Annotated in this window: 21 protein-coding genes; 2 read left to right on the top strand and 19 right to left on the bottom strand. The window is 42.9% G+C overall.

What is annotated here, in order from left to right; translation table 11 throughout:
* Positions 1–7: 7 nt before the first annotated feature.
* The 5 genes from ADH49_RS01875 to ADH49_RS01855 all read right to left on the bottom strand — a co-directional run bounded on the left by ADH49_RS01875 (position 8) and on the right by ADH49_RS01855 (position 4504).
* Positions 8–1285 (bottom strand): CapA family protein, encoded by a 1278-nt coding sequence (locus ADH49_RS01875; protein ID WP_238656566.1) that lies wholly within the window; start codon positions 1283–1285, stop codon positions 8–10.
* A gap of 348 nt (positions 1286–1633) precedes the next feature.
* Positions 1634–1837 (bottom strand): hypothetical protein, encoded by a 204-nt coding sequence (locus ADH49_RS10335; RefSeq protein WP_082160978.1) that lies wholly within the window; start codon positions 1835–1837, stop codon positions 1634–1636.
* A gap of 34 nt (positions 1838–1871) precedes the next feature.
* Positions 1872–2807: a peptide-methionine (R)-S-oxide reductase MsrB gene (gene msrB / locus ADH49_RS01865; RefSeq protein ID WP_048688646.1), complete on the bottom strand. Its 936-nt coding sequence runs from the start codon at positions 2805–2807 to the stop codon at positions 1872–1874.
* Between the two features lie 281 nt (positions 2808–3088).
* Complete coding sequence (locus tag ADH49_RS01860) at positions 3089–3445, bottom strand: hypothetical protein (protein ID WP_048688644.1); 357 nt, start codon at positions 3443–3445, stop codon at positions 3089–3091.
* A 123-nt stretch (positions 3446–3568) separates the two neighbouring features.
* Positions 3569–4504: a dihydroorotate oxidase gene (locus tag ADH49_RS01855; RefSeq protein WP_048688642.1), complete on the bottom strand. Its 936-nt coding sequence runs from the start codon at positions 4502–4504 to the stop codon at positions 3569–3571.
* Positions 4505–4878: 374 nt separating this feature from the next.
* Between ADH49_RS01855 and gdhA the strand changes: the two genes are divergently transcribed.
* The gene (gene gdhA, locus ADH49_RS01850) at positions 4879–6225 is read left to right on the top strand and encodes an NADP-specific glutamate dehydrogenase (RefSeq protein ID WP_048688639.1); all 1347 of its coding nucleotides are present in this window, start codon (positions 4879–4881) and stop codon (positions 6223–6225) included.
* Positions 6226–6319: 94 nt separating this feature from the next.
* On the opposite strand, the gene dnaJ is transcribed toward gdhA, so the two are convergent.
* From dnaJ to ADH49_RS01785, 13 genes are all read right to left on the bottom strand, one after another.
* Complete coding sequence (gene dnaJ / locus ADH49_RS01845; RefSeq protein ID WP_048688636.1) at positions 6320–7465, bottom strand: molecular chaperone DnaJ; 1146 nt, start codon at positions 7463–7465, stop codon at positions 6320–6322.
* Positions 7466–7622: 157 nt separating this feature from the next.
* On the bottom strand, positions 7623–8255 hold the full coding sequence (locus tag ADH49_RS01840; protein ID WP_048688632.1) for a DJ-1/PfpI family protein: 633 nt from the start codon (positions 8253–8255) through the stop codon (positions 7623–7625).
* A 192-nt stretch (positions 8256–8447) separates the two neighbouring features.
* Positions 8448–10271, bottom strand: a complete 1824-nt coding sequence (dnaK, locus tag ADH49_RS01835) for a molecular chaperone DnaK (RefSeq protein WP_048688628.1) — start codon at positions 10269–10271, stop codon at positions 8448–8450.
* A 240-nt stretch (positions 10272–10511) separates the two neighbouring features.
* Positions 10512–11036 (bottom strand): nucleotide exchange factor GrpE, encoded by a 525-nt coding sequence (gene grpE / locus ADH49_RS01830; protein WP_342585587.1) that lies wholly within the window; start codon positions 11034–11036, stop codon positions 10512–10514.
* A 24-nt stretch (positions 11037–11060) separates the two neighbouring features.
* On the bottom strand, positions 11061–12095 hold the full coding sequence (gene hrcA / locus ADH49_RS01825) for a heat-inducible transcriptional repressor HrcA (protein ID WP_045759110.1): 1035 nt from the start codon (positions 12093–12095) through the stop codon (positions 11061–11063).
* Between the two features lie 166 nt (positions 12096–12261).
* Complete coding sequence (locus ADH49_RS01820; RefSeq protein ID WP_048688622.1) at positions 12262–13035, bottom strand: M15 family metallopeptidase; 774 nt, start codon at positions 13033–13035, stop codon at positions 12262–12264.
* Positions 13028–13726, bottom strand: coding sequence for a histidine phosphatase family protein (locus ADH49_RS01815; protein ID WP_048688618.1), 699 nt, complete (start codon positions 13724–13726; stop codon positions 13028–13030). The genes ADH49_RS01820 and ADH49_RS01815 overlap by 8 nt, the downstream gene beginning before the upstream one ends.
* Positions 13727–13767: 41 nt before the next feature.
* Positions 13768–14484: a histidine phosphatase family protein gene (locus ADH49_RS01810; protein WP_048688614.1), complete on the bottom strand. Its 717-nt coding sequence runs from the start codon at positions 14482–14484 to the stop codon at positions 13768–13770.
* A gap of 133 nt (positions 14485–14617) precedes the next feature.
* Entirely contained in the window at positions 14618–15955 is a 1338-nt protein-coding gene (locus ADH49_RS01805) for a PFL family protein (protein ID WP_048688607.1), read from the bottom strand.
* Between the two features lie 18 nt (positions 15956–15973).
* Complete coding sequence (locus ADH49_RS01800; RefSeq protein WP_003004214.1) at positions 15974–16240, bottom strand: ACT domain-containing protein; 267 nt, start codon at positions 16238–16240, stop codon at positions 15974–15976.
* Positions 16241–16381: 141 nt separating this feature from the next.
* A complete protein-coding gene (locus ADH49_RS01795) occupies positions 16382–17485 on the bottom strand; it encodes a VanZ family protein (protein WP_048688602.1) in 1104 nt (367 codons plus the stop codon).
* A 137-nt stretch (positions 17486–17622) separates the two neighbouring features.
* On the bottom strand, positions 17623–18219 hold the full coding sequence (locus ADH49_RS01790; protein WP_048688599.1) for a rhomboid family intramembrane serine protease: 597 nt from the start codon (positions 18217–18219) through the stop codon (positions 17623–17625).
* A 164-nt stretch (positions 18220–18383) separates the two neighbouring features.
* Complete coding sequence (locus tag ADH49_RS01785) at positions 18384–19094, bottom strand: CPBP family intramembrane glutamic endopeptidase (RefSeq protein WP_048688597.1); 711 nt, start codon at positions 19092–19094, stop codon at positions 18384–18386.
* 458 nt (positions 19095–19552) lie between these two features.
* Here ADH49_RS01785 and ADH49_RS01780 point away from each other — a divergent pair, with 458 nt between their 5' ends.
* On the top strand, positions 19553–19756 hold the full coding sequence (locus tag ADH49_RS01780; protein ID WP_048688589.1) for a CsbD family protein: 204 nt from the start codon (positions 19553–19555) through the stop codon (positions 19754–19756).
* Positions 19757–20054: 298 nt separating this feature from the next.
* Here ADH49_RS01780 and ADH49_RS01775 read toward each other — a convergent pair whose 3' ends face one another.
* On the bottom strand, positions 20055–20642 hold the full coding sequence (locus tag ADH49_RS01775) for an SMI1/KNR4 family protein (RefSeq protein ID WP_048688586.1): 588 nt from the start codon (positions 20640–20642) through the stop codon (positions 20055–20057).
* Between the last annotated feature and the right edge of the window lie 409 nt (positions 20643–21051).

Below are 21051 nucleotides of genomic sequence, written 5' to 3'. Positions count from 1 at the left end.
CCCCTTCCTACTGCCAATTCAGATTCACACGTTCCTTCACTTCTTGATAGGCTGTATCAACACGCGCCTTTGTTTCATCATCCAATTGGTCCCGATACTTGCCTCCTTCAATCCAGTCCTCCAAGATATAGGTCTGGAAATGATAGAGTTCATAGCCTTCAGGAGAATAACTGTCCTTTGGAGTCCGGCTGACCCAAGTAGGATGAGCTGTAGCCGTTTTAATCCGTGTCTTGCGCCCTACCTTCTCAATGGTTATATCCATCAGGACACCCCGTTCGGTCCATTGCGCATTGTCTATCCCTTCCATGGTTTCCATGCGCTGGTTGGAAAGGAAATTCCCCATAGAATAAACAATCAATTTCTGTTGCCCATCCTTATCCACAATCTCAGCAGGCTGGACGACATGAGGATGACCACCCAAGACGATATCCGCCCCCCAAGAAATCATCTTATGGTATAGCTCCTTTTGTTCCTCTGTCGGTTCTAACTCATATTCATTCCCCATCTGAGGCATGACAATGGTCATGTCTGCTTCCATCTCAGCTTTTTGGATTTCTTGACGCATCCGCTCCTCATTGAGATCCGATAGACGGTTGTCATAGTCCTCTTGTTCTAGATTATATTCCATCCCATTAAACCCGTAGGAGTAGGCCAAGATCGCAATCTTGATTCCATTTACCTCCTTGATCAGGATAGGGGCTTGATCTCTCGTCTCATGTGGGTAGACACCAATCGTTTGGATCCCCGCGTCTTCAAAGGCCTTGGCAGTCGAAAACAGCCCTTCCAAGCCAGAATCGAGGATATGGTTATGTCCCAGATCCATCACCTGATAACCTGCCTCCTTAATCGAAGCAACTACCTCCCCAGGGGCATTGAAAATCGGATAGCCCGAAAGCCCATAATCCGAATTAATGGTCCCTTCAAAATCCCCCAAGACCAGATCCCCTTGCTTCAACCATTCCTGAGCATAGTGATAATTCTCAGAAAAATCATAGCTTCCATCTTCCTTGGCGGCACTCATATAAATCAAGTCATGATAGAGTTGATCTCCATTTGCCATGATCCGAGCCGTATGAGGTAACTGATCCGGATGAACTTCTTCTTGCTTTTCAACGACTTCCGGCATTTCTAGCGCTGTAATGGGAAAACCATTCCATTTTTGAACCCACAAGACCAGATTTGCTGCCGCAAATACTGTAATCAGCAAACCATAGACAAACTGTTCGTTGGTCAGGCGAAAAGCGGTCACCTTTCCCAAGCCAATATCAAGCCAGTCGTTGAGCATCCTGAGGATATCTTTCCCAAGCTCGCTCCATCTCTTTAAGAGATCCTTCCAATTCTTCATCATCTTCTCTTCCTATTTCTCTTGCACTTGTCAAAGGCCTCTCCCTAGCATCTTGATGGTACCTTTTACATTCTCACACTTCTCTAACATTCCAACTTTCTCATCTCAGGTTTATACAATGAGCCACTAAAACCACATCAAACCTAGTATTCATTGAAATGCTTTCTCTTCATTGTATCACAAATTTTAAGAAGAGAAAAAAGAGAGCAGGACAGAAGCGCCATTGTTTAGAAACGCTTCATCGTCCTGCTCCTGCACAGTTGATTAATTCATGTAAATGATCAATCATCACTTCTTATCGTTTGATTTGGACAAGCTAATCGCAACCATGACAAGACTTAGGAAAAAGGCCGAAAGCAACCCTTTTGTCGTCCGATTCATAAAAGGTTGATGGAATACAAAATGATTATAGGCAGTAAATCCTAATCCAATCAGAGTTACCATAGCCGAAAGTGAAAAAATTGTTAACCACAAATTTCTATTTTTCATCATAAACTCCGTTTTTCGATTTAATAGAAAGGCCCTCTTATTTCAAAGCCTTTAACAAATAACCATAACCTTCTTGCTCCATTTCCTCTTTTGGAATAAAGCGCAGAGAGGCCGAATTGATGCAATAGCGAAGGCCACCTTGGTCTTTGGGTCCATCGGTGAAGACATGGCCTAGATGGGCATTGCCTGAGCGGGAACGAACTTCGATCCGCTCCATTCCGTGGCTATGATCCTGGTAATAGTGGATGACATCTTTGGCAATAGGACGGGAGAAACTTGGCCAGCCACAGCCAGACGCAAACTTATCCTTGGCAAAGAAGAGAGGCTCCCCAGTCGTAATATCCACATAGATTCCCTCTTCAAAGGTCTGATCATAGGCATTGTGGAAAGGACGTTCCGTCGCACTCTCTTGAGTGACTTGGTACTGCTCTGCTGTCAGTTTCGCTTTTAAGGTTTCTTGATCTGGCTTCTGATAAGCTGCCGGATCAATCAAGGGTTGGGCTGCATCCGTCACATCGATATGGCAATAACCCCCAGGATTCTTCTTGAGGTAGTCTTGGTGGTAGTCCTCAGCCAGGATGTAGTGACGCAAGGACTCTAACTCCACCGCGATCTTGCGCCCCAGTTGCTCTTCTTGCTCCGCAAACACTTGGGCGATGACCTGACGATCTGCCTCATCTAGGTAATAAACACCGGTTCGGTATTGGCGGCCTCTATCATTTCCCTGCTTGTTAACGGACAAGGGATCAATCACACGGAAAAAGTAGAGCAGAATCGCTCGTAGAGTAATCTTGTCTGGATCATAGACGACTTGTACAGTCTCTGCATGATCCGTTTCCTTGATCAATTGGTAATTGGTCGTTTCTACCTGGCCATTGGCATAGCCCACCGTCGTCTTTTCTATACCGGGGATCCGAGAGAAATACTCCTCTAAGCCCCAAAAACAGCCACCTGCTAGATAAATCTCTGCCATCTTTTTTCCTCGCTTCCTGCATTCCCTAAGAGGAACGCTTAACATCTATTAGCTCCATCATAATCCAAGAGCCTCAGATTTTCAAGGATTCTGCATCAAAAATCCCTTCTACTATACTAGTAAAAGGGATAAAGGCACTCCCACTTATTTTTCAAATAAGAAAAAGAGCGAATAAGCAAGATTTCGTAGAGACACTAAAAACTGATGGAAAAAATCATGCATGAGAGACATGTCCCACACCTCCTTTGAATATCTGTGGATAAACACAAAGCTAGCATCAACTACAAAACCACCGTCGGTCCGTAGACCTGTAACTGAGGCTTCACAACCTCGTAATGCCAGTGATCATAAGCTCGCCAAGATTGAAAGGTTTCTTCGTTCAATGCTAGCCCACCCAGACCAATCAATAGACTGGCGGCCTGATAAAACTTCTCCAACTCGATCAACAGGCGATTGTCTATCCTTTGAGCCTTCAATAAAACTTTCAACATCTGATCTAGATTTTCTTTAAATCGAAAGGCATCAGGATTGGCTTTGCATTCCCTAGAAAAGGCTGTTTGGAGAGTTTCAATCTTCGTTCTCGCCTCTTGAATCACATCCCTTTCTCCCATCGAAATCACCTTCCTTTTCACCTCCATTGTACACCTTTTTCTCTCTATAAAAATGGAAAATCTCTAAAACTAGGAACAGAATGTTGTCTCTGGATAAGAAACTATAAAAAATTCCCCAAGTTTCCACTCGAGGAAGTTCTTTTCAAAAAATTAGTCAATGTAGTGCAATTTTCCACGGAAGTCTTCTAGGCTTTGGTAGCCTTTTTCTTCCATGATGGCTTTGAGTTCTGCAGTGATGCGGTCGAAAGCCCCCACTCCTTCTTTATGAAGCGTGGTTCCGATTTGTACCATACTCGCGCCACAAAGGATATGTTCAAAGGCATCGCGACCAGTCAAGACGCCCCCAGTCCCCACAATCTGAATTTCTGGATTCAGCCGTTGGTAAAAGGCATGGACATTGGCCAGAGCCGTTGGTTTGATGTATTCGCCACCAATCCCACCAAAGCCGTTCTTCGGACGGATCACAACGGATTCATCCTCGATGTAAAGGCCATTACCGATTGAGTTGACGCAGTTGACAAACTTGAGCGGGTATTTGTTAAAGATTGCTGCCGCTTGGTCGAAATGAACGATATCAAAATAAGGTGGCAACTTGATGCCAAGAGGTTTGGTGAAATAGGCGAAGACCTCTGACAAGATCCGATCCGTCGTCTCAAAATCATAAGCGATCTGAGGTTTTCCTGGGACATTGGGGCAGGAAAGGTTCAATTCAGTCAAACCTTTAAAATCACTTTCTTGCACCTTTTTCAAGATGGTATGGGTTTCCTCAGGAGACATGCCGACAAGAGATAGGAAGAAAGTCCGATCGGGATCTGTTTCTTGCAACTCCAATAGGTAATTCAAATAATAGTCCAAGCCTTGGTTAGGTAGCCCCATCGAATTGATTGAGCCCAGTGGGACATCTTGGTAGCGTGGCTCTGGATTTCCAGCACGGAACTCCAGGGTAGCTGTCTTGGTCACAAAGGTCCCAGCAGCGGAATTCTTCACTTCCTCTAATTCCTCAGTGATCATACAGGCCACACCTGCCGCATTCATCAGGCAGTTGTCAAATTCAAAACCAGCAATTTGCGTCTTTGTCGATACCATCTTCTTCTCCTTGAAATGAATTCTTACAGCCATTATAGCACGAAAAGGAGGATTCATGACTAGAAAACCAAAAAAGAGCAAGAAACGTACGGAAATAGAAAAAATTACCATAAATGTTATCCATTTATTTTCTATATAGAGAGGAAAAATCAGACATTTTTCCAATCCTATCGTCCTTTCGCATCCATTTTTTCCCACTTCATAGGCAGTTGTGAAAATTTTCAGAAAATTCAACTTTTTTCTTTACAAGTCAAAAAAAGTCTGCTATAATTATCGACGTAATAAAACATGACATTGCTTTCAGCAGTGCCTCCATATACCAGTAAGTTCGCTAACCTGCTGGAATTCGTTTCAATGAAAAAAGGAGAAACATGATGACAACTGCAAAAGAATATATCCAAAGCACTTTCGAAACCGTAAAAGCTCGCAACGGCCATGAAGCGGAATTCCTTCAAGCTGTTGAAGAGTTCCTTAGCACTTTGGAACCTGTATTTGAAAAACATCCAGAATATATCGAAGAAAACATCTTGGCACGTATCACTGAGCCTGAGCGCGTGATTAGCTTCCGTGTTCCTTGGGTTGACCGTGATGGAAAGGTTCAAGTTAACCGTGGTTACCGTGTTCAATTTAACTCAGCTGTTGGACCATATAAAGGCGGACTTCGTTTCCACCCAACAGTTAACCAAGGGATTTTGAAATTCCTCGGCTTCGAACAAATCTTCAAAAACGTTTTGACTGGTCTTCCTATCGGTGGTGGTAAAGGTGGATCTGACTTCGATCCTAAAGGGAAAACAGATGCTGAAGTGATGCGTTTCTGCCAAAGCTTCATGACTGAATTGCAAAAACACATCGGTCCTTCTCTTGATGTCCCAGCTGGTGATATCGGGGTTGGTGGACGTGAGATTGGTTACCTTTACGGACAATACAAACGTCTTCGCCAATTTGATGCCGGTGTCTTGACTGGTAAACCTCTTGGTTTCGGTGGTAGCTTGATCCGTCCAGAAGCAACTGGTTATGGTTTGGTTTACTATACGGAAGAAATGCTCAAGGCCAACGGCGACAGCTTTGCTGGTAAGAAAGTCGTAATCTCAGGTTCTGGTAACGTTGCCCAATACGCTCTTCAAAAAGCAACTGAACTTGGTGCAACTGTTATCTCTGTATCTGACTCAAATGGTTACGTGATCGACGAAAACGGTATTGACTTCAACCTTCTTACAGACGTCAAAGAAAAACGTCGTGCTCGTTTGACTGAGTATGCTGCTGAAAAACCAACTGCTACTTACTACGAAGGATCTGTATGGACTTACGCTGGTAACTATGATATCGCTCTTCCATGTGCAACTCAAAACGAGATCAACGGTGAAGCAGCGAAACGCTTGGTTGCTCAAGGGGTAAAAGTTGTTTCTGAAGGAGCCAACATGCCTAGCGACCTTGATGCGATCAAAGTCTACAAAGAAAACGGCATCCTTTACGGACCTGCTAAAGCTGCCAATGCTGGTGGGGTTGCTGTATCTGCTCTTGAAATGAGCCAAAACAGCCTCCGTCTTTCATGGACACGTGAAGAAGTGGATGGACGTTTGAAAGACATCATGACCAACATCTTCAACACTGCTAAAACAACTGCAGAAACCTATGGTCTCGGTAAAGATTACCTTGCGGGTGCCAATATCGCAGCCTTTGAAAATGTCGCAAATGCGATGATTGCCCAAGGTCTTGTTTAATTTGATTCTTTTGCCACACCTCTGAACCCCTGGTTTCGGAGGTGTTTTTCTTGATAAAAAAAGAAGATTGGAAAAACCAAATCTTCTTTTATTTTTATAAATCATCCAAGGCATCTTTCATCTTGTCAAAGAAGCCTTTTTTCTTTGGATTTACCTTGATATCACCAGCTTCCGCAAATGCACGAAGAGCTTCTTTTTGCTTGTCATTTAGACCTGTAGGTGTCACCACATTAACAGATACATATTGATCTCCTACAGAGCCACCACGCAAGCTTGGTGCTCCTTTACCGCGGAGACGGAATTTCTTACCTGTCTGGGTTCCTTCAGGGATGACCAAGTCAACATCGCCGTGAACCGTTGGAACATGGACCGTATCCCCAAGAGCAGCCTGAACAACGTTCAAGTTCAATTTATAGTAGATGGTTGATCCATCACGCTCAAATTTGTCGCTCGGCTCAACGTTGACCACCACGTAGAGATCTCCGTATGGCCCTCCATTAAATCCAGCTTCTCCTTGACCAGAGAGGCGGATTTGTTGACCTGTTTCAACCCCAGCAGGGATTTTCACATTGACACTGTGGGCTTGCTTCTCGTGACCAGTCCCATGACAGGTTGTACAAGGATCTTTAATTTCTTTACCACGTCCATGACAGACATCACAGGTGATTTGACGGCGCATCATCCCAAGCGGGGTTTGCGTATCCACATTGATAACCCCAGAACCATGACAGCGTCCACAAGTTACTGGGCTTGTTCCTGGTTTAGCTCCAGTGCCATCACATGTCCGACAGCTGGCTTCCCGATGGTACTTCACTTCCTTCTCAGTTCCAAAGATGGCTTCTTCAAACTTGAGGTTTACGCGGTACTGAAGATCATCTCCCTGACGTGGAGCATTCGGATTACGGCTCGTACCACCACCTCCAAAGAAGCTTGAGAAAATGTCTTCAAAGCCACCAAAGCCAGTGCCATCAAAACCACCGAAACCACCAGCTCCACCACCAAAGCCGCCAAAACCACCGTTGGCTCCTGCAGCACCGTATTGGTCATAGGCTACCCGCTTTTGTTCGTCGCTCAAAGTCTCATAAGCTTCTTGAACTTCCTTGTACTTTTCCTCAGCACCAGGCTCCTTGTTGATATCTGGGTGATATTTTTTAGATAATTTCCGATAGGCTTTCTTGATCTCATCTTGAGATGCATTCTTTGAAACGCCCAAACGGTCATAAAATTCAGTATTGTTCATAATTCAAGATACAAAGGGCGTTAAACGGACACAGCCAAAATAGGAGTTTTGACGACGGACGCTCGCGTCCTAGAAAAAACTATCTTTTTGGCACCGTCCGTAGCCCGTGTTCAGTTGCGAACACCTTTGTTCCTTTCTATAATTTATAAGTAAATCTTTAGAGGATGTTTTCTATACTTCGCTTCACTTGTTCAAATTCTTGGTCTGATAGAGTAAATATCAAATCCTCTTCAGCGTACTCGTTCTGTTCTTTAAAATAGTTATCCGTATTCTCTGCCAACCCTAAACTTAGAATCACTTTCCTTGCAAACTCTTGATGCGCAAAACCAATAGTCGTAATGATTTGTTTATCTTGCACAAGAACTTTCGGTTGGAAATTTTCACGTGGAAGAAATTCAAAATAGTCAAAGAAGTTTTGCCAAATTCCACCTGTAAATTTCGTATCCTTCAACAAGCCTGCTTTCGCCAATAAAAGAGGCGCTGAAGAAATGGCGGCAATGAGGATATCTTGCTCACCAAGGTTCCTCAAGAACGAAATCAATTTCTCATCCTGTAGGGCAGGTCCTATGTTTACCATTCCTGGCAAAATCACACAAGAATACTCTTCTATACGGATCTGATCTAGTGTTTTGGTCGGTTGACAGGGCAAACCATCCTCAGAGACCACTATCGAATGATCTGAAGCGACATAATCAATCGTGACGTCAAAAGACAGAGCTAAAGTACTTGTTAAAGCGGTTATCTCATAAAGAGAAAAATTAGGATAAATGATACAAAGTACTTTTTTCATACGCAACATCCTCTATTTTACCGAAAAACAGAGGCTGGGTTGCAACCTCTGGATTTCTTCCTATACTTACTAGTTTAAGTTTTAAAAATCAAACTAGTAATGCTGAATTGAGTTTCGGATTAAAGGAATCCTAAAATCTCGGAACCTTTCTTTATTTCAGGAGGTTCCGCTAAAACAATCCACTGGATTGTTTTACTTTTCAGTAAACTCTCCGTCTACGACGTCATCGCCTGCGTTTCCTGTTGCTTGTTCGCCTTCTGCTCCTGCTTGGGCTTGTTGTGCTGCTGCAGCTTGTTCGTAGAGTTTCACAGCAAGTCCTTGAGCTTTTTCGTTCAAGGCTTCAAGTTTTGCTTTCATTTCGTCCAAGTTGTTATCTTCTTGGGCTTTCTTAAGCTCATCAAGGGCAGCTTGTGCTGCATCACGTTCTGCATCGAAGCCTTTACCTTCAGTTTCTTTGATTGTCTTTTCAGTCGCAAAGATTGCTTGGTCTACTTCGTTACGAAGGTCTACTTCTTCTTTACGTTTTTTATCTGCTTCAGCGTTTGCTTCTGCATCTTTCATCATGCGATCGATTTCTTCGTCTGTCAAACCTGAGTTTGATTGGATAACAATTGTTTGTTCTTTTTGAGTTCCAAGGTCTTTGGCTTTAACAGATACGATACCGTTCTTGTCGATGTCAAATGTTACTTCGATTTGTGGGATACCACGAGGTGCAGCTGGGATATCTGTCAATTGGAAACGTCCAAGAGTCTTGTTATCTGCTGCCATTGGGCGTTCACCTTGAAGAACGTGGATATCAACGGCTGGTTGGTTGTCTGCTGCAGTTGAGAAGACTTGTGATTTAGATGTTGGAATAGTTGTGTTACGGTCGATCAATTTTGTGAAGACTCCACCCATTGTTTCGATACCAAGTGACAATGGTGTTACGTCAAGAAGGACAACGTCTTTCACATCACCAGTGATCACACCACCTTGGATCGCAGCACCCATGGCAACAACTTCATCAGGGTTCACTGATTTGTTTGGTTCTTTACCAGTTTCAGCCTTAACAGCTTCTACAACGGCTGGGATACGAGTTGAACCACCAACAAGGATGACTTCATCGATTTCTGACAAGCTCAAGCCTGCATCAGAAAGAGCTTGACGAACTGGAACTTTAGTACGTTCTACAAGATCACGAGTCAAATCGTCAAATTTGGCACGAGTCAAAGTCATTTCCAAGTGAAGAGGTCCAGCTTCACCAGCAGTGATGAATGGCAAGCTGATTTGTGTTGAAGTTACACCAGAAAGGTCTTTCTTCGCTTTTTCAGCTGCATCTTTCAAACGTTGAAGGGCCATCTTGTCTGTTGACAAGTCAATGCCGTTTTCTTTCTTGAATTCTGCAACCAAGTGGTCGATGATTTTTTGGTCAAAGTCGTCACCACCGAGTTTGTTATCCCCTGCAGTTGCCAATACATCAAAGACACCGTCGCCTAATTCAAGGATAGATACGTCAAATGTACCACCACCAAGGTCGAATACTAAGATTTTTTCTTCTTTATCTGTCTTGTCCAAACCGTAAGCAAGGGCTGCTGCAGTTGGTTCGTTGACGATACGTTCTACTTCAAGACCAGCGATTTTACCAGCGTCTTTAGTTGCTTGACGTTGAGCATCGTTAAAGTAAGCTGGAACTGTAATAACAGCCTTCGTTACTTTTTCACCAAGGTATTCTTCAGCGTAACCTTTCAAGTATTGAAGAATCATTGCTGAGATTTCTTGTGGAGTGTATTCTTTACCGTTGGCAGAAACCTTTTCAGAAGTACCCATCTTAGATTTGATAGAGATCACTGTATCTGGGTTTGTTACTGCTTGACGTTTTGCAGCGTCACCAACGATGATTTCACCGTTTTTGAATGACACTACAGATGGAGTTGTGCGGTTTCCTTCTGGGTTTGCGATGATTTTTGATTCAGTTCCTTCAAGAACTGCTACTGCTGAGTTTGTTGTACCTAAGTCAATACCGATAATTTTAGACATATGTTTTTCTCCTTGTTGATTTTTTCTTCTTTTTTTGATATTTCCCTTAAGTGGTGGGGACGTGAGCAACTCCCTTCGGGATTTCATCACTTATTTTTGAGCCTACTGTCTCAAAAATCCCCTGTTTCAGTAGCACAAGCTACTGAAACTTTCACTACGGCGGGAAATATCTTCCTTGCAAGCCTCCGGCTTGCATCTTATCTTTCTTTCATAGTTTAGTGTCGTTTCGGACAAGGTATCCTAGTTGTAAACAACTACCATAGCCGGTCTTAGGATGCGGTCATGGAGTTTGTAGCCTTTTTGGAAGACTTGTGCGATGGTGTCTGCTGGATGTTCATCATCTGCAGGCAAGGTTTGGATAGCCATGTGGTAGTTATGGTCAAAGGCTCCGTCCGCTGGAATTTCTTCAATTCCTTCTTCTTTCAGAGCATGTACCAAACTTTCTTGGACCATTTCCAAGCCCTTCTTCACATCATCTGTCAATCCTTCGACGGCAAGGGCACGTTCGAGGTTGTCAAGTGATGGTAAGATTGCTTTTGCCAAATCTTGGCTACGGTATTTTTGTAATTGTTGACGTTCTTCATTGGCACGGCGCTGAATGTTTTGCATTTCTGCATGAGCACGAAGGTATTTATTTTCAAATTCCTCGGCACGCGCTTGTGCTTCTTCTAACTCAGAAGGTTGGTTGGACTCCTCCACAACTTCTTCAGTAGCTTTGGCAACTTCCTCTTCTTTCACGTCTTCTTTTTTAATATCTTCTGTCAAGGCATACACCCCTTTCATTTGGTCTTAATTTACTTCATAATGGTTGCTGTTGAGGTAACGGTAGTAATCCGTTAACTTCATGACCAACACTCGGCCGATAACATTGACCAGACTAATCACACGCCTGTAATCCATCTCTACGGGACCGATTACATGCATGAGGGCCATCCCACGATAAGGAACCAAGAACTTGTGACTAATCACCGTCACATTTTTCAAGGCCTTTTCTTGGGATTCCGCAACCAGGATCTGGGTCATTTGGTCTTCTGGCATTCCCCCTCGTAACTCCAAGGCTACGTGTTGGGGATTATCTAAGAACTGATAGGTCTGAAGATCGGCATAACTCAAAGATGAAACCTTTCCTTCTACAAAGACCAGTTCTTGAAACAGTTGCGAGAAGACGTAATCGAATAGATCCAAGACATTGTCTGTCGTTTTGAAGTAGCGCTGTACAATCTGTGGAATCTCCGTCCGCAAGCGGTAGTGGATATCCAAGACCGTATTTCCAATGAAGCGTTCTTGAACCAGCTGATGGAAGATTTCCAAGTCACTGGTTAAGAAATTCTTTGGAATGGCAAATTGTACGGTGACAGGCTTTGATTCATCCAAGGTCAACACCGCTAAGGCATCGTGGTTGGATAATGGAACAATCTCAAAACCCGTCAAGCGCTGCCGTGTCGGCTCCACATCCTGAATCACTGCGGTGTAGCCCGTCATCTGGGCTAATAACTTGGCCGTAGCATCCAAGATATCATCTAACTTAAAGGCTTCGAAATCAAAGGCTTTCACCACCTGGTAGACATCTTGTTCATCAATCAACTCTAGATCGAGCGAGTTCTGAACGAAATATTGGAAACCAGCTCGGCTAGGCATTCGGCCACTCGAAGTATGGGCTTTCTCTAGCAACCCTTGCTTTTCGAGGGCAGCCATATCGTTTCGGATGGTCGCACTACTGGATTGAATGACATCTTGTAGCGCTTTTGAGCCGACCGGTTCGTGGGTCTTGGTAAAGATATCGACGACAAGATTGAGAATCTCATTTTGACGTTCTGTAACCATGACCTCACCTCTCTTTCGTATTTAGCACTCTAAACACTCAAGTGCTAAACCATGATTCTATTATACACTCTCTCAAAAGAAAGTCAAGAAAAAAATCCAAAAAATTAGCACTCTTTTTTAAAGAGTGCTAAAAATCATTCTTAAGACCGATACTAGGCCAAAAAAACTATAAACCTGCTTCTTTCAGCTTTTGAATGTATTCTTCTAAGACCAGTTGGTGCTTGACCATATACTGGGCATTTTCTACACCGACGTAGCGGAAGTGCCAGTTTTCATAGTCTACACCCGTGATCGCGTTTTTCCCTTCTGGATAACGGAGAACAAACCCATATTGTGGCGCCAAGGCAATAATTTGTTGTACTACCTCTTCGGACAGCCCATTTGGGGCACTCATATCAATTGCAAGACCCGTCTGGTGCTCACTAGCTCCTGGAACCTGTACCTGAGCTTGTGCCTGACGTTCTGCTTCTTCATGAGAAAGACCAGTAGCTTCCAACTGTGCTACCCGCTCATTGTAAAGCTCTGTTTGCTCCTCCACACTTCGATAACCGGAAATCAAGGACTCCTCAGGAGCAACTGCCCTTGCCGCCGCTAAAAATTGTTTGGTTTGTTCTGCAATCCGACTATCCACCTTGATTTCTTCAACGTCGACTAACTGAGGATTCAGCTCGGCTAACTTGTTGTCTCGGTTGACCAGGACTAGGTTCCAATCCTTACTAGAAACTTGGGGAAGATCTGTTTTAGGTTTTTCTTCCTTTTTCTCAACCTTTTTTGGAATGCTTGTTTCTACTTTTTTATCTTCAACAGAGCCCATATGAAGCCATTGAGGTTTCAAATAGAAAATACCCACTCCTGCTCCAATTAGACAGATGCCTAAACAGCAGAGTACGATCCAGCTAACTTTCTTTTCTCTTTTCTTGGCAAGTTTATATTTAGTCATGATTTCCCTCTAACCATTTTGCTCCAACCTGGCGGTATGACAGATCTCCAACTGCTTCTAGTTTAAATTGGCCATCTTCATACTCAATAACAGTCACACTACCATTGTCCAAGACCAATTCTTTAAAGGCTTTTGGATCAATCAGGTAAATCAAGGTACTGATGGTCATCCCATGACTGACCACGATGGCATTCCCGCCACCCTTAGACTCGACATCCTTGGCAATCGTCGTAAAGCCATCCAAAATGCGGTCACGAAGAGTTTCCCAGGACTCTGCCCAGCCGGCTGTATCCACTTCGACAATCCCTTCGGCCAACTCCATCAAGCTCAAATGATGGAAGTCATCAACCCGAAAGACACGTGGTAGAACCCCCAAAAAGAGTTCCCCGTCATAGGCTCCATCAAAACTTCCAAAGCACCATTCGCGGATGCGCTTATCATAACGGTAAGGAATCTTACCCGTTAACCCTAATTCTTCTAGCACAATCCCCATGGTTTGAATGGTTCGACCGGAGTCGCTGGACACGGCTTGTTGGAACTGAATCCCGGCTTCACGTAGACCAATCCCCAATTCATGAATCCCTCGTTCCCCAGCTTCTGTCAAGGGACTATCAGACCAACCTTGGGCGCGACCAATGGTATTAAACATGGTTTTTCCATGACGGGCAATATACAATTTTGTCTTTGCCATTTTTATCCTCCTGCAATTGTTTTCTTCTTATATAAGGTTTCTTATTTTTTCAAACCAAGTTCTTCTGAGTGGGCTGCTAACCAGTTAGCACCCAGTTTGCGATAAGACTCATCTCCGATGGTCTGGATTGAAAATTGTCCATTTTCGTATTCTACCAAGGTGACACTACCATTTTCAACCCTTGGATCCAACTCAATCTCTGGATTCAAAATACAAACAAAGGATCCGATGGTCATGCTGTGACTAACAACCAAGGCATTTCCACCACCCTTGGCTTCAACTTCCTTGGCAATCTCCTCAAAGCCATCTACAATCCGTTTTTTCAACACATCCCATGGTTCAGCCCAACCAGCTGTATCTACTTGGTAAATCCCATTCGCTAGCTCTTCCAGACTGAGTTTCTTGTAGTCTTCAATATCTAGAACCCGAGGAACGACTCCACGGAAAAGTTCCCCTCCGTAGGCACCATCAAAACTTCCAAAACACCATTCCCGGATCTTTTTGTTGAAAGTATAAGGAATCTGATCTGTGAGCCCAAGCTCGTCTAAAACAATTCCCATGGTTTGAATGGCGCGACCTGAATCGCTGGAAACAGCACGGACAAAGTCTAAACCAGATTCTCTCAAACCAACCCCCAATTCACGGATGCCTTCTTCTCCTTGAGCAGTTAAAGGTGTATCCGACCAACCTTGGGCACGACCTATCGTATTAAACATGGTTTTTCCATGCCGAATAATAAATAATCTTGTTTTCGCCATGTGATCTCCTTTTACGTCCTTCTATTATATCATTTTTTATAAGGAAACTGGCAGCGATGACCTCTCGATTCACCTTCACTTCTCCAGCCAACATTAAAAGCCCCGAACACGCGAAGTGCCCCAAGGCTTTCTTTTAATTTTTAAAACTATGAACTGGGGCCGGAATTTGACCACCACGGGCAATAAAGTCAGCTGACGAGGCCTTGTTGACCTTCATTACCGGAGCAGACCCAAGAAGTCCTCCGAGCTCTAACATATCACCTTCTTTTCCATAAGGAATGATCCGAACCGCTGTTGTCTTTTGGTTGATAACGCCGATAGCTGCTTCGTCGGCAATCATGGCCGCAATGGTCGAATCTGGAGTATCAGCTGGGATGGCAATCATATCCAAACCGACGGAACAGATAGCTGTCATGGCTTCCAATTTTTCCAGGTTGATATGACCGGATTGGACCGCGGCAATCATCCCCTCATCCTCTGAGACCGGAATGAAGGCACCTGACAAACCACCGACTTGATTACAAGCCATGATGCCACCTTTTTTTACTTGGTCATTAAGCAGGGCAAGGGCTGCGGTAGTTCCATGAGTTCCGACCACTTCAAGCCCCATGGCTTCAAGGACACGGGCAACCGAATCCCCAACAGCTGGCGTTGGAGCAAGAGACAAGTCGACAATTCCAAACTCAACACCGAGACGTTCACTAGCCATTTGACCGACTAATTGACCGACACGGGTAATCTTGAAGGCTGTCTTCTTGACTGTTTCAGCCAATACATCAAAGCTTGCTCCGGGAACTTTTTCAATGGCCCGTTGGACGACACCAGGTCCTGAAACCCCAACGTTGATGACGACATCGGCTTCACCGACACCGTGGAAGGCTCCCGCCATAAAGGGATTATCTTCTACCGCATTAGCAAAGACAACGAGTTTACCTGGTCCCATTGGATCTGCTTGGGAAGCTTCTTTAATGATGCGCCCCATGTCTCGGACAGCGGTCATATTGATCCCTGTCTTGGTCGATCCGATATTGACTGAAGAGCAGACAAAATCTGTCTCCGCAAGGGCACGAGGAATCGAATTAATGAGGATTTCATCCCCTTTTTGGTAGCCTTTTTGAACCAGAGCTGAGAAGCCACCGATAAAGTTAACCCCAACTTCCTTCGCTGCACGATCCAGCGCCTTGGCAAAGGGTACATAGTCTGTCGCATTGGTTGCGGCTCCGATAATAGAAATCGGAGTGACCGAAACCCGCTTATTCACAATGGGAATGCCAAGTTCTGCCGCAATCTCATCCCCAACAGCCACCAAATCTTTGGCCTTTGTCACAATCTTATTGTAGACTTTTTCTGCCGCCTTTTCGATATCCGGATCAATACAATCTAGAAGCGAAATCCCCATGGTGATAGTCCGAACATCGAAGTTCTGCTCCTCAATCATGGCAATGGTTTCTGTTACCTGTTTAATGTCCATAAATTCTCAACCCCTATCTTATAAATTGTGCATGGCATCAAAAATCGCTGCGCTTTGGATATTGATTTTCACATGAAGAGACTGACCGAATTCTTCTAACTCTGAACGAAGCTGGGTGAAATCTTTTTTCTCATCGGATGATACGACCGCCATCATGGTAAAGTATTCATCCAATACCGTTTGAGAGATATCATCGATATTGAGTCCTAATTCTGCCACTTTCGTTGCAACACCCGCTACGATTCCTTTTTGGTCTTTACCAACGACTGTAATAATTGCTTTCATTTCACTGCTCCATTCTATCTATTTGCTTCCATTGTAGCATAATCGCCTTAAAATCGCCCTTCTCAACTGGGAACGTTTGGATATTTTCCGCGTGTATAAAAAATAAAGGCTGGATCTACATCCAACCTCTCTATCGACTATTCAATCTTTTAGGATCCCTTCCTTCACGCGCACGGTACTCTCATACTCGGCTCCAGCTAGACGGTCAAAGGGAAAGCGACGACTGAGCAAGATGATGGCAAGGGTGAGGATCAGGTACAATAAGAGCACAAAGAAGAGTAATAAAATCATAGATAGAGTCAAAAGGGAATTGTCCGTCAAATCCTGATTCAAAAGCGAGATCAAATAGAACAACCCTTGGGGAATCCAGTAGAAATAGCCTACCACTAGGATTCCTCGCCAGATGGTACGAAGCCATTTTTGCTTGTCAAAACGCAAGCGGAATTTTACCAAAGCCATTCCCAAGGTTTTGCCCCGCCACAAGGGAAGCAAACTAAAGTAAAGCACCAAAACCGCTACATAGGGAATCATCTCTAAACGCTCGATTACCGCATAAAGCAAGGATAGCATCACAAAGTCAATCAAGAAAGCAAGACCCATCCGGAAACCAGATACTTTCGTCCCTACTCGGAAAGAATGCTCGTCAATCTCATCTCGTGTTGGCAATAACCAAACCAGGAACCAACCAAGCAAGTAGCCCACTCCACCACCAGTGGTATTTTGAATAATATCATCGACATCTGCTAGGCGGTAAGGGCCCGGATACAGAAAGTAGAGACCTGATAACTGGGTCAGCTCCAAAAAGAGACTAAAGAGGGCTGTTAGGAGAATCGTTTTCTTAAAACCACACTTGAAATAATAACGTAGATACATCCCAAAAGGAATCAACATTAGGACATTAAAAGCTGGTACATAAAAAGTTGGATGCTTGATAGCCTGAAGCCAAGTACCAGTCTGCGCTAGATCAAAGGGGCTCTCCTTGAAAAAATCCACCACAAAAGCAAAGGGATGGAGATTGACCATTTCCGAGTAGCTAGTATGGATCTTACTCGGATCTGGCAGAGGCAAGACTACCAAGAGATAGACCGTCATCAAGTAAAGCATAAAAGAATAGAAAATCAGCACCCGCAATTTATTGACCGAGCCATATTTTCGATAATTCAAAATCATGTAGGGCAAGGTCAGCAAAAAGGCCAGGAAAGGAAAGAGCTGAACAGCTGTTTTGATTGTAGAAATGTATCCCATTGTGTCTCCCATTTACCGTTATAAAAACACCCTTTGCACAATGACAAAAGGTGATTTTTTCATTGATATAGAGTATTATACGGCCTGGTAGAGGAAGAGTCAAGGAAACAGGATGAAAACCTAGCTCAATAGTCGGCTTAATTGCTACCTCTCCCCTTCAAGCTTTTACTTCCGATAAAGACCAATAGATAACTCACAATCCCTGAAAGATGCAATAGCGTTGAGATCCATCCGGTGATTACTGGTAAGAGCATGAGACCAGATAGAAAAATTAAGAATAGATAAAACCATTTTACGGTGCGTGATAATTCTTTCCACACGTTTGGCAGGAGCATAATCCCTCCGGTCACAAAGGCATAGCCGACGGCAGAGATCCCTGTTGCCTGAATGTCCTGCTCGCGTGTTAAGAAGTGAAAAACGATGGAAGAGAGGACTGTCGCCGTCACAAAAACGATTAAGACTTGTATGGAGCCTCTTTTTCTTTCTAGCAGTCCACCGAAGGGAAGGATCATGAGTCCGTTTAAAATCAAATGAACCCATAAAAACCAGACAGGAGCTCCTTTACTGCCATGCATCAGGGTCCCACTGACATATTGCCAACCATACACCGGCTTCGAATGAAAAGCCAATAGGTCATACATAGCATTCCCATAAAAGGAAGTCAATAAACCGAGCAACAAACAGATTAGAGCTATCGTACTGATAACAGGATAGGTTTTTATCATCGTTTTCATTTTAAAACTTCTTTTCTGTAAATAAATCAATTGTCTCACCTTGAGTATACTTTCATTATACCACCCCTTAAACGAAAATAAGATCACTTTTAAAAAGTGATCCTAGTTTCATTAAACAACTCCAACCTCTAACTCCCATTTCACGCCCGGCCACAGAGACAAGGTTATTTAACAAGAAAATGCCAGTAGATATAATTGAAGATGAATATCCAGATTGGTTTCCAAAAAGTGAGAAAATTGCTAAAGGCATGTAAGAAAATTGGTAAACGGATATCTTTGTGTTTCTTGTAGATAGCTGCGAAGAAGAGCCCTGAACAGAAATAAAGAGAAAAGGTTACAGGATCCCGATATTGATGGATCAGATGAAAGGCCGCAAAGAGAAAGCCCGAAAGCAAAACGTCTAAATGAAACTTACTTTCTTTAAAGAAGACATTCATCAGATAGCCTCTAAAAATGATTTCTTCTATCATAGGAGAAGTAATGGTTGCCAGGACAAAAAACAGAGTACCCGAAATACCGGGGCCATTTAGATAAATAGAGGATGGCAATTTGGTTTGATGAACGACAGGAACCAGCGAATCCTGAAAAGTTTGCAGCACCCATCTTTCAACAAAGAACCACAAGAGCACCAGAGCAAAATACCCCAGATAGTGCCACTTCCATTTCTGTATATTTGAACGGACGACTATCTTCTGTCTTTTGAACCACAATAAAATGCCAATGAGAAGCAAAGAGTAGAGAATCAAATAGATGAAATAAAGAAAACTTACATCACCATTGAAAACTTCAGTTAGGTAGATACCAAGACCTTCGATCCCAAAAACAAATAGATATAACAGGAACAGTAAAGCGACTCCATGTTTGGCATATTTCATATCATCTTTTCTCCAATATCATTCTTCCATTCAATTATATACAAGTATAACACATGGAAAAACTTGTAGACAAGGTAGCCCTCAATTGTTCCTTTTTGAACAGAAAGTGGCATCTTCTTTTGTTATTTACTCCGCTTTGATAGGAGAAAACAACCGTTTAGATTTTCTAGCCTGACGATTCTACAATATATTATCCCTTAATCATCTGGACGATTTTGTTTTGAAATAGCTGAAGACTGATGGTTCTTCAATTAGAAAAGAAGGCAGTGACTTGTTCATCCCTCTTTTTCACGATATCGTAAGGACTCACTCCAACTTTCAGAATACCGTAGCGAATATTTGACTTTCCATTTCAGAGGGTATATACTTATATTAATCTGAACTAAATAGTTTTAATTTTTTAAATGAACTGTCTTGAACTCAGATTAAAAAACTATTTACTTAACGGAGGTGGCGCTATGTCATTAGAAGATAAATTAAACCAAGTTAAAGGTTCTGTTAAGGAAGGTCTCGGTAAAGTAACCGGCGACACAAAAACAGAAGCTGAAGGCGTTGCTGAAAAAGTTGCATCAAAAGCTAAAGAAGTTGCTGAAGATGCAAAAGAGGCTGTTGAAGGAGCTATCAACGGTGTGAAAAACATCTTTCACAAAGACGATAACTAATTTTTAACGTTCTAAAACCACCCTATTTTCTGCAGTCCTATTTGACTGGGGAAGATGGGGTGGTTTTTGTTTATCTTTGATTTAATTTGGGTGTAGGAAAAAGAACACCTCGAAATGTGCTCTTTGTAAATATTGTAATTCTTTTGAATGAACGTTTAGAGTGCAGTGGTTGCCATTCAATCAAACACCACTTCGGGCTTTTACTGAAATAGAGCAAAGTAATTGCAGGTCCCCACGACTATTTTGCTTCATTCTCTCAAACCAATCTGAAACATTTGGGACAACATACTGCCCTCTTTCATACGATCACTTCCATTATCCCTTCAATCAGCTCCGTAAAACTTTCTGCCACATAGATAATTTCATCAGGGTCATGAATGTAACAGATTATCTGCCCTTCTTGCCCCTCCTGGTCTGGATCAAAATCGAGCATGAGATAACAAGAATCGCAATATTCCGCAAAAGGAAGCCATTTTTTATTAAAAAGATAGGGTTTAACTCTACTATCACGCATCTCTTCAACATCTTGGCTCGAAAAATAGTCGGGAAATTCCGTCAACAGGGCATTCCTATTTTGAAAAAATTTTTTTATTGACTCAATCTCTTGCAGGCTCATCAAAGAGAAAGCCATTTCTCTTTGGCCAATCACACAGGGTAGGACTGCTAAGAATTTACTGCCGTTTTTGTAGCGATAGACTTCCTTAAGCTCATTTGGGAGAGAAATTCCAATTCTCTTCTCAAACTCCTGAATTTCCTCCTCAGATGCTCCAGAAATTTCCTGATAATCTTCCAGGTATCCTTCCTCTACAGGATCATCCAAACCCCAGTCTTCAAAAGCTTCACAAATATAAGTTGCTATTTTCCTAACTTGGTTAACTATACACATAAGAACCTCCTTTTTTGATTTCTCTTACCCTTCGAATTTTCATCCCAAAATATGTTCAAAATATTGACAGACTTGCATCTTTACTTTTTCTAATATTATTTTTAGTATGGAATTGGATTTTTTTATTTCTTGATCAGATAAAGTCATTTCATCCGTTCGCTTTACTCAAGTTAACATTATAAACAATTTCTGCATTCGGACTGCCTTTGCCATCCTTCACGACTCCTTTTAACTGACCATCTACTACTAATAATTCGATATTTTCATCTATAAGATCCTGTTTAGTCAGTTTAACTTCATTATTCAGGAAGTATTTCCCAATTTTCCTCTTCAAACTTTTCAAGTACTCCTTGCTCACGGAGGATATTTTCTATTTTGAAGAACATTTCTTTAGCTGCCAACATTACTC

Source organism: Streptococcus sp. 400_SSPC, from assembly GCF_001072745.1.
In the GTDB taxonomy this organism is placed as follows: Bacteria; Bacillota; Bacilli; order Lactobacillales; family Streptococcaceae; genus Streptococcus; species Streptococcus xiaochunlingii.
This window is presented reverse-complemented; position numbering and strand designations above follow the sequence as displayed.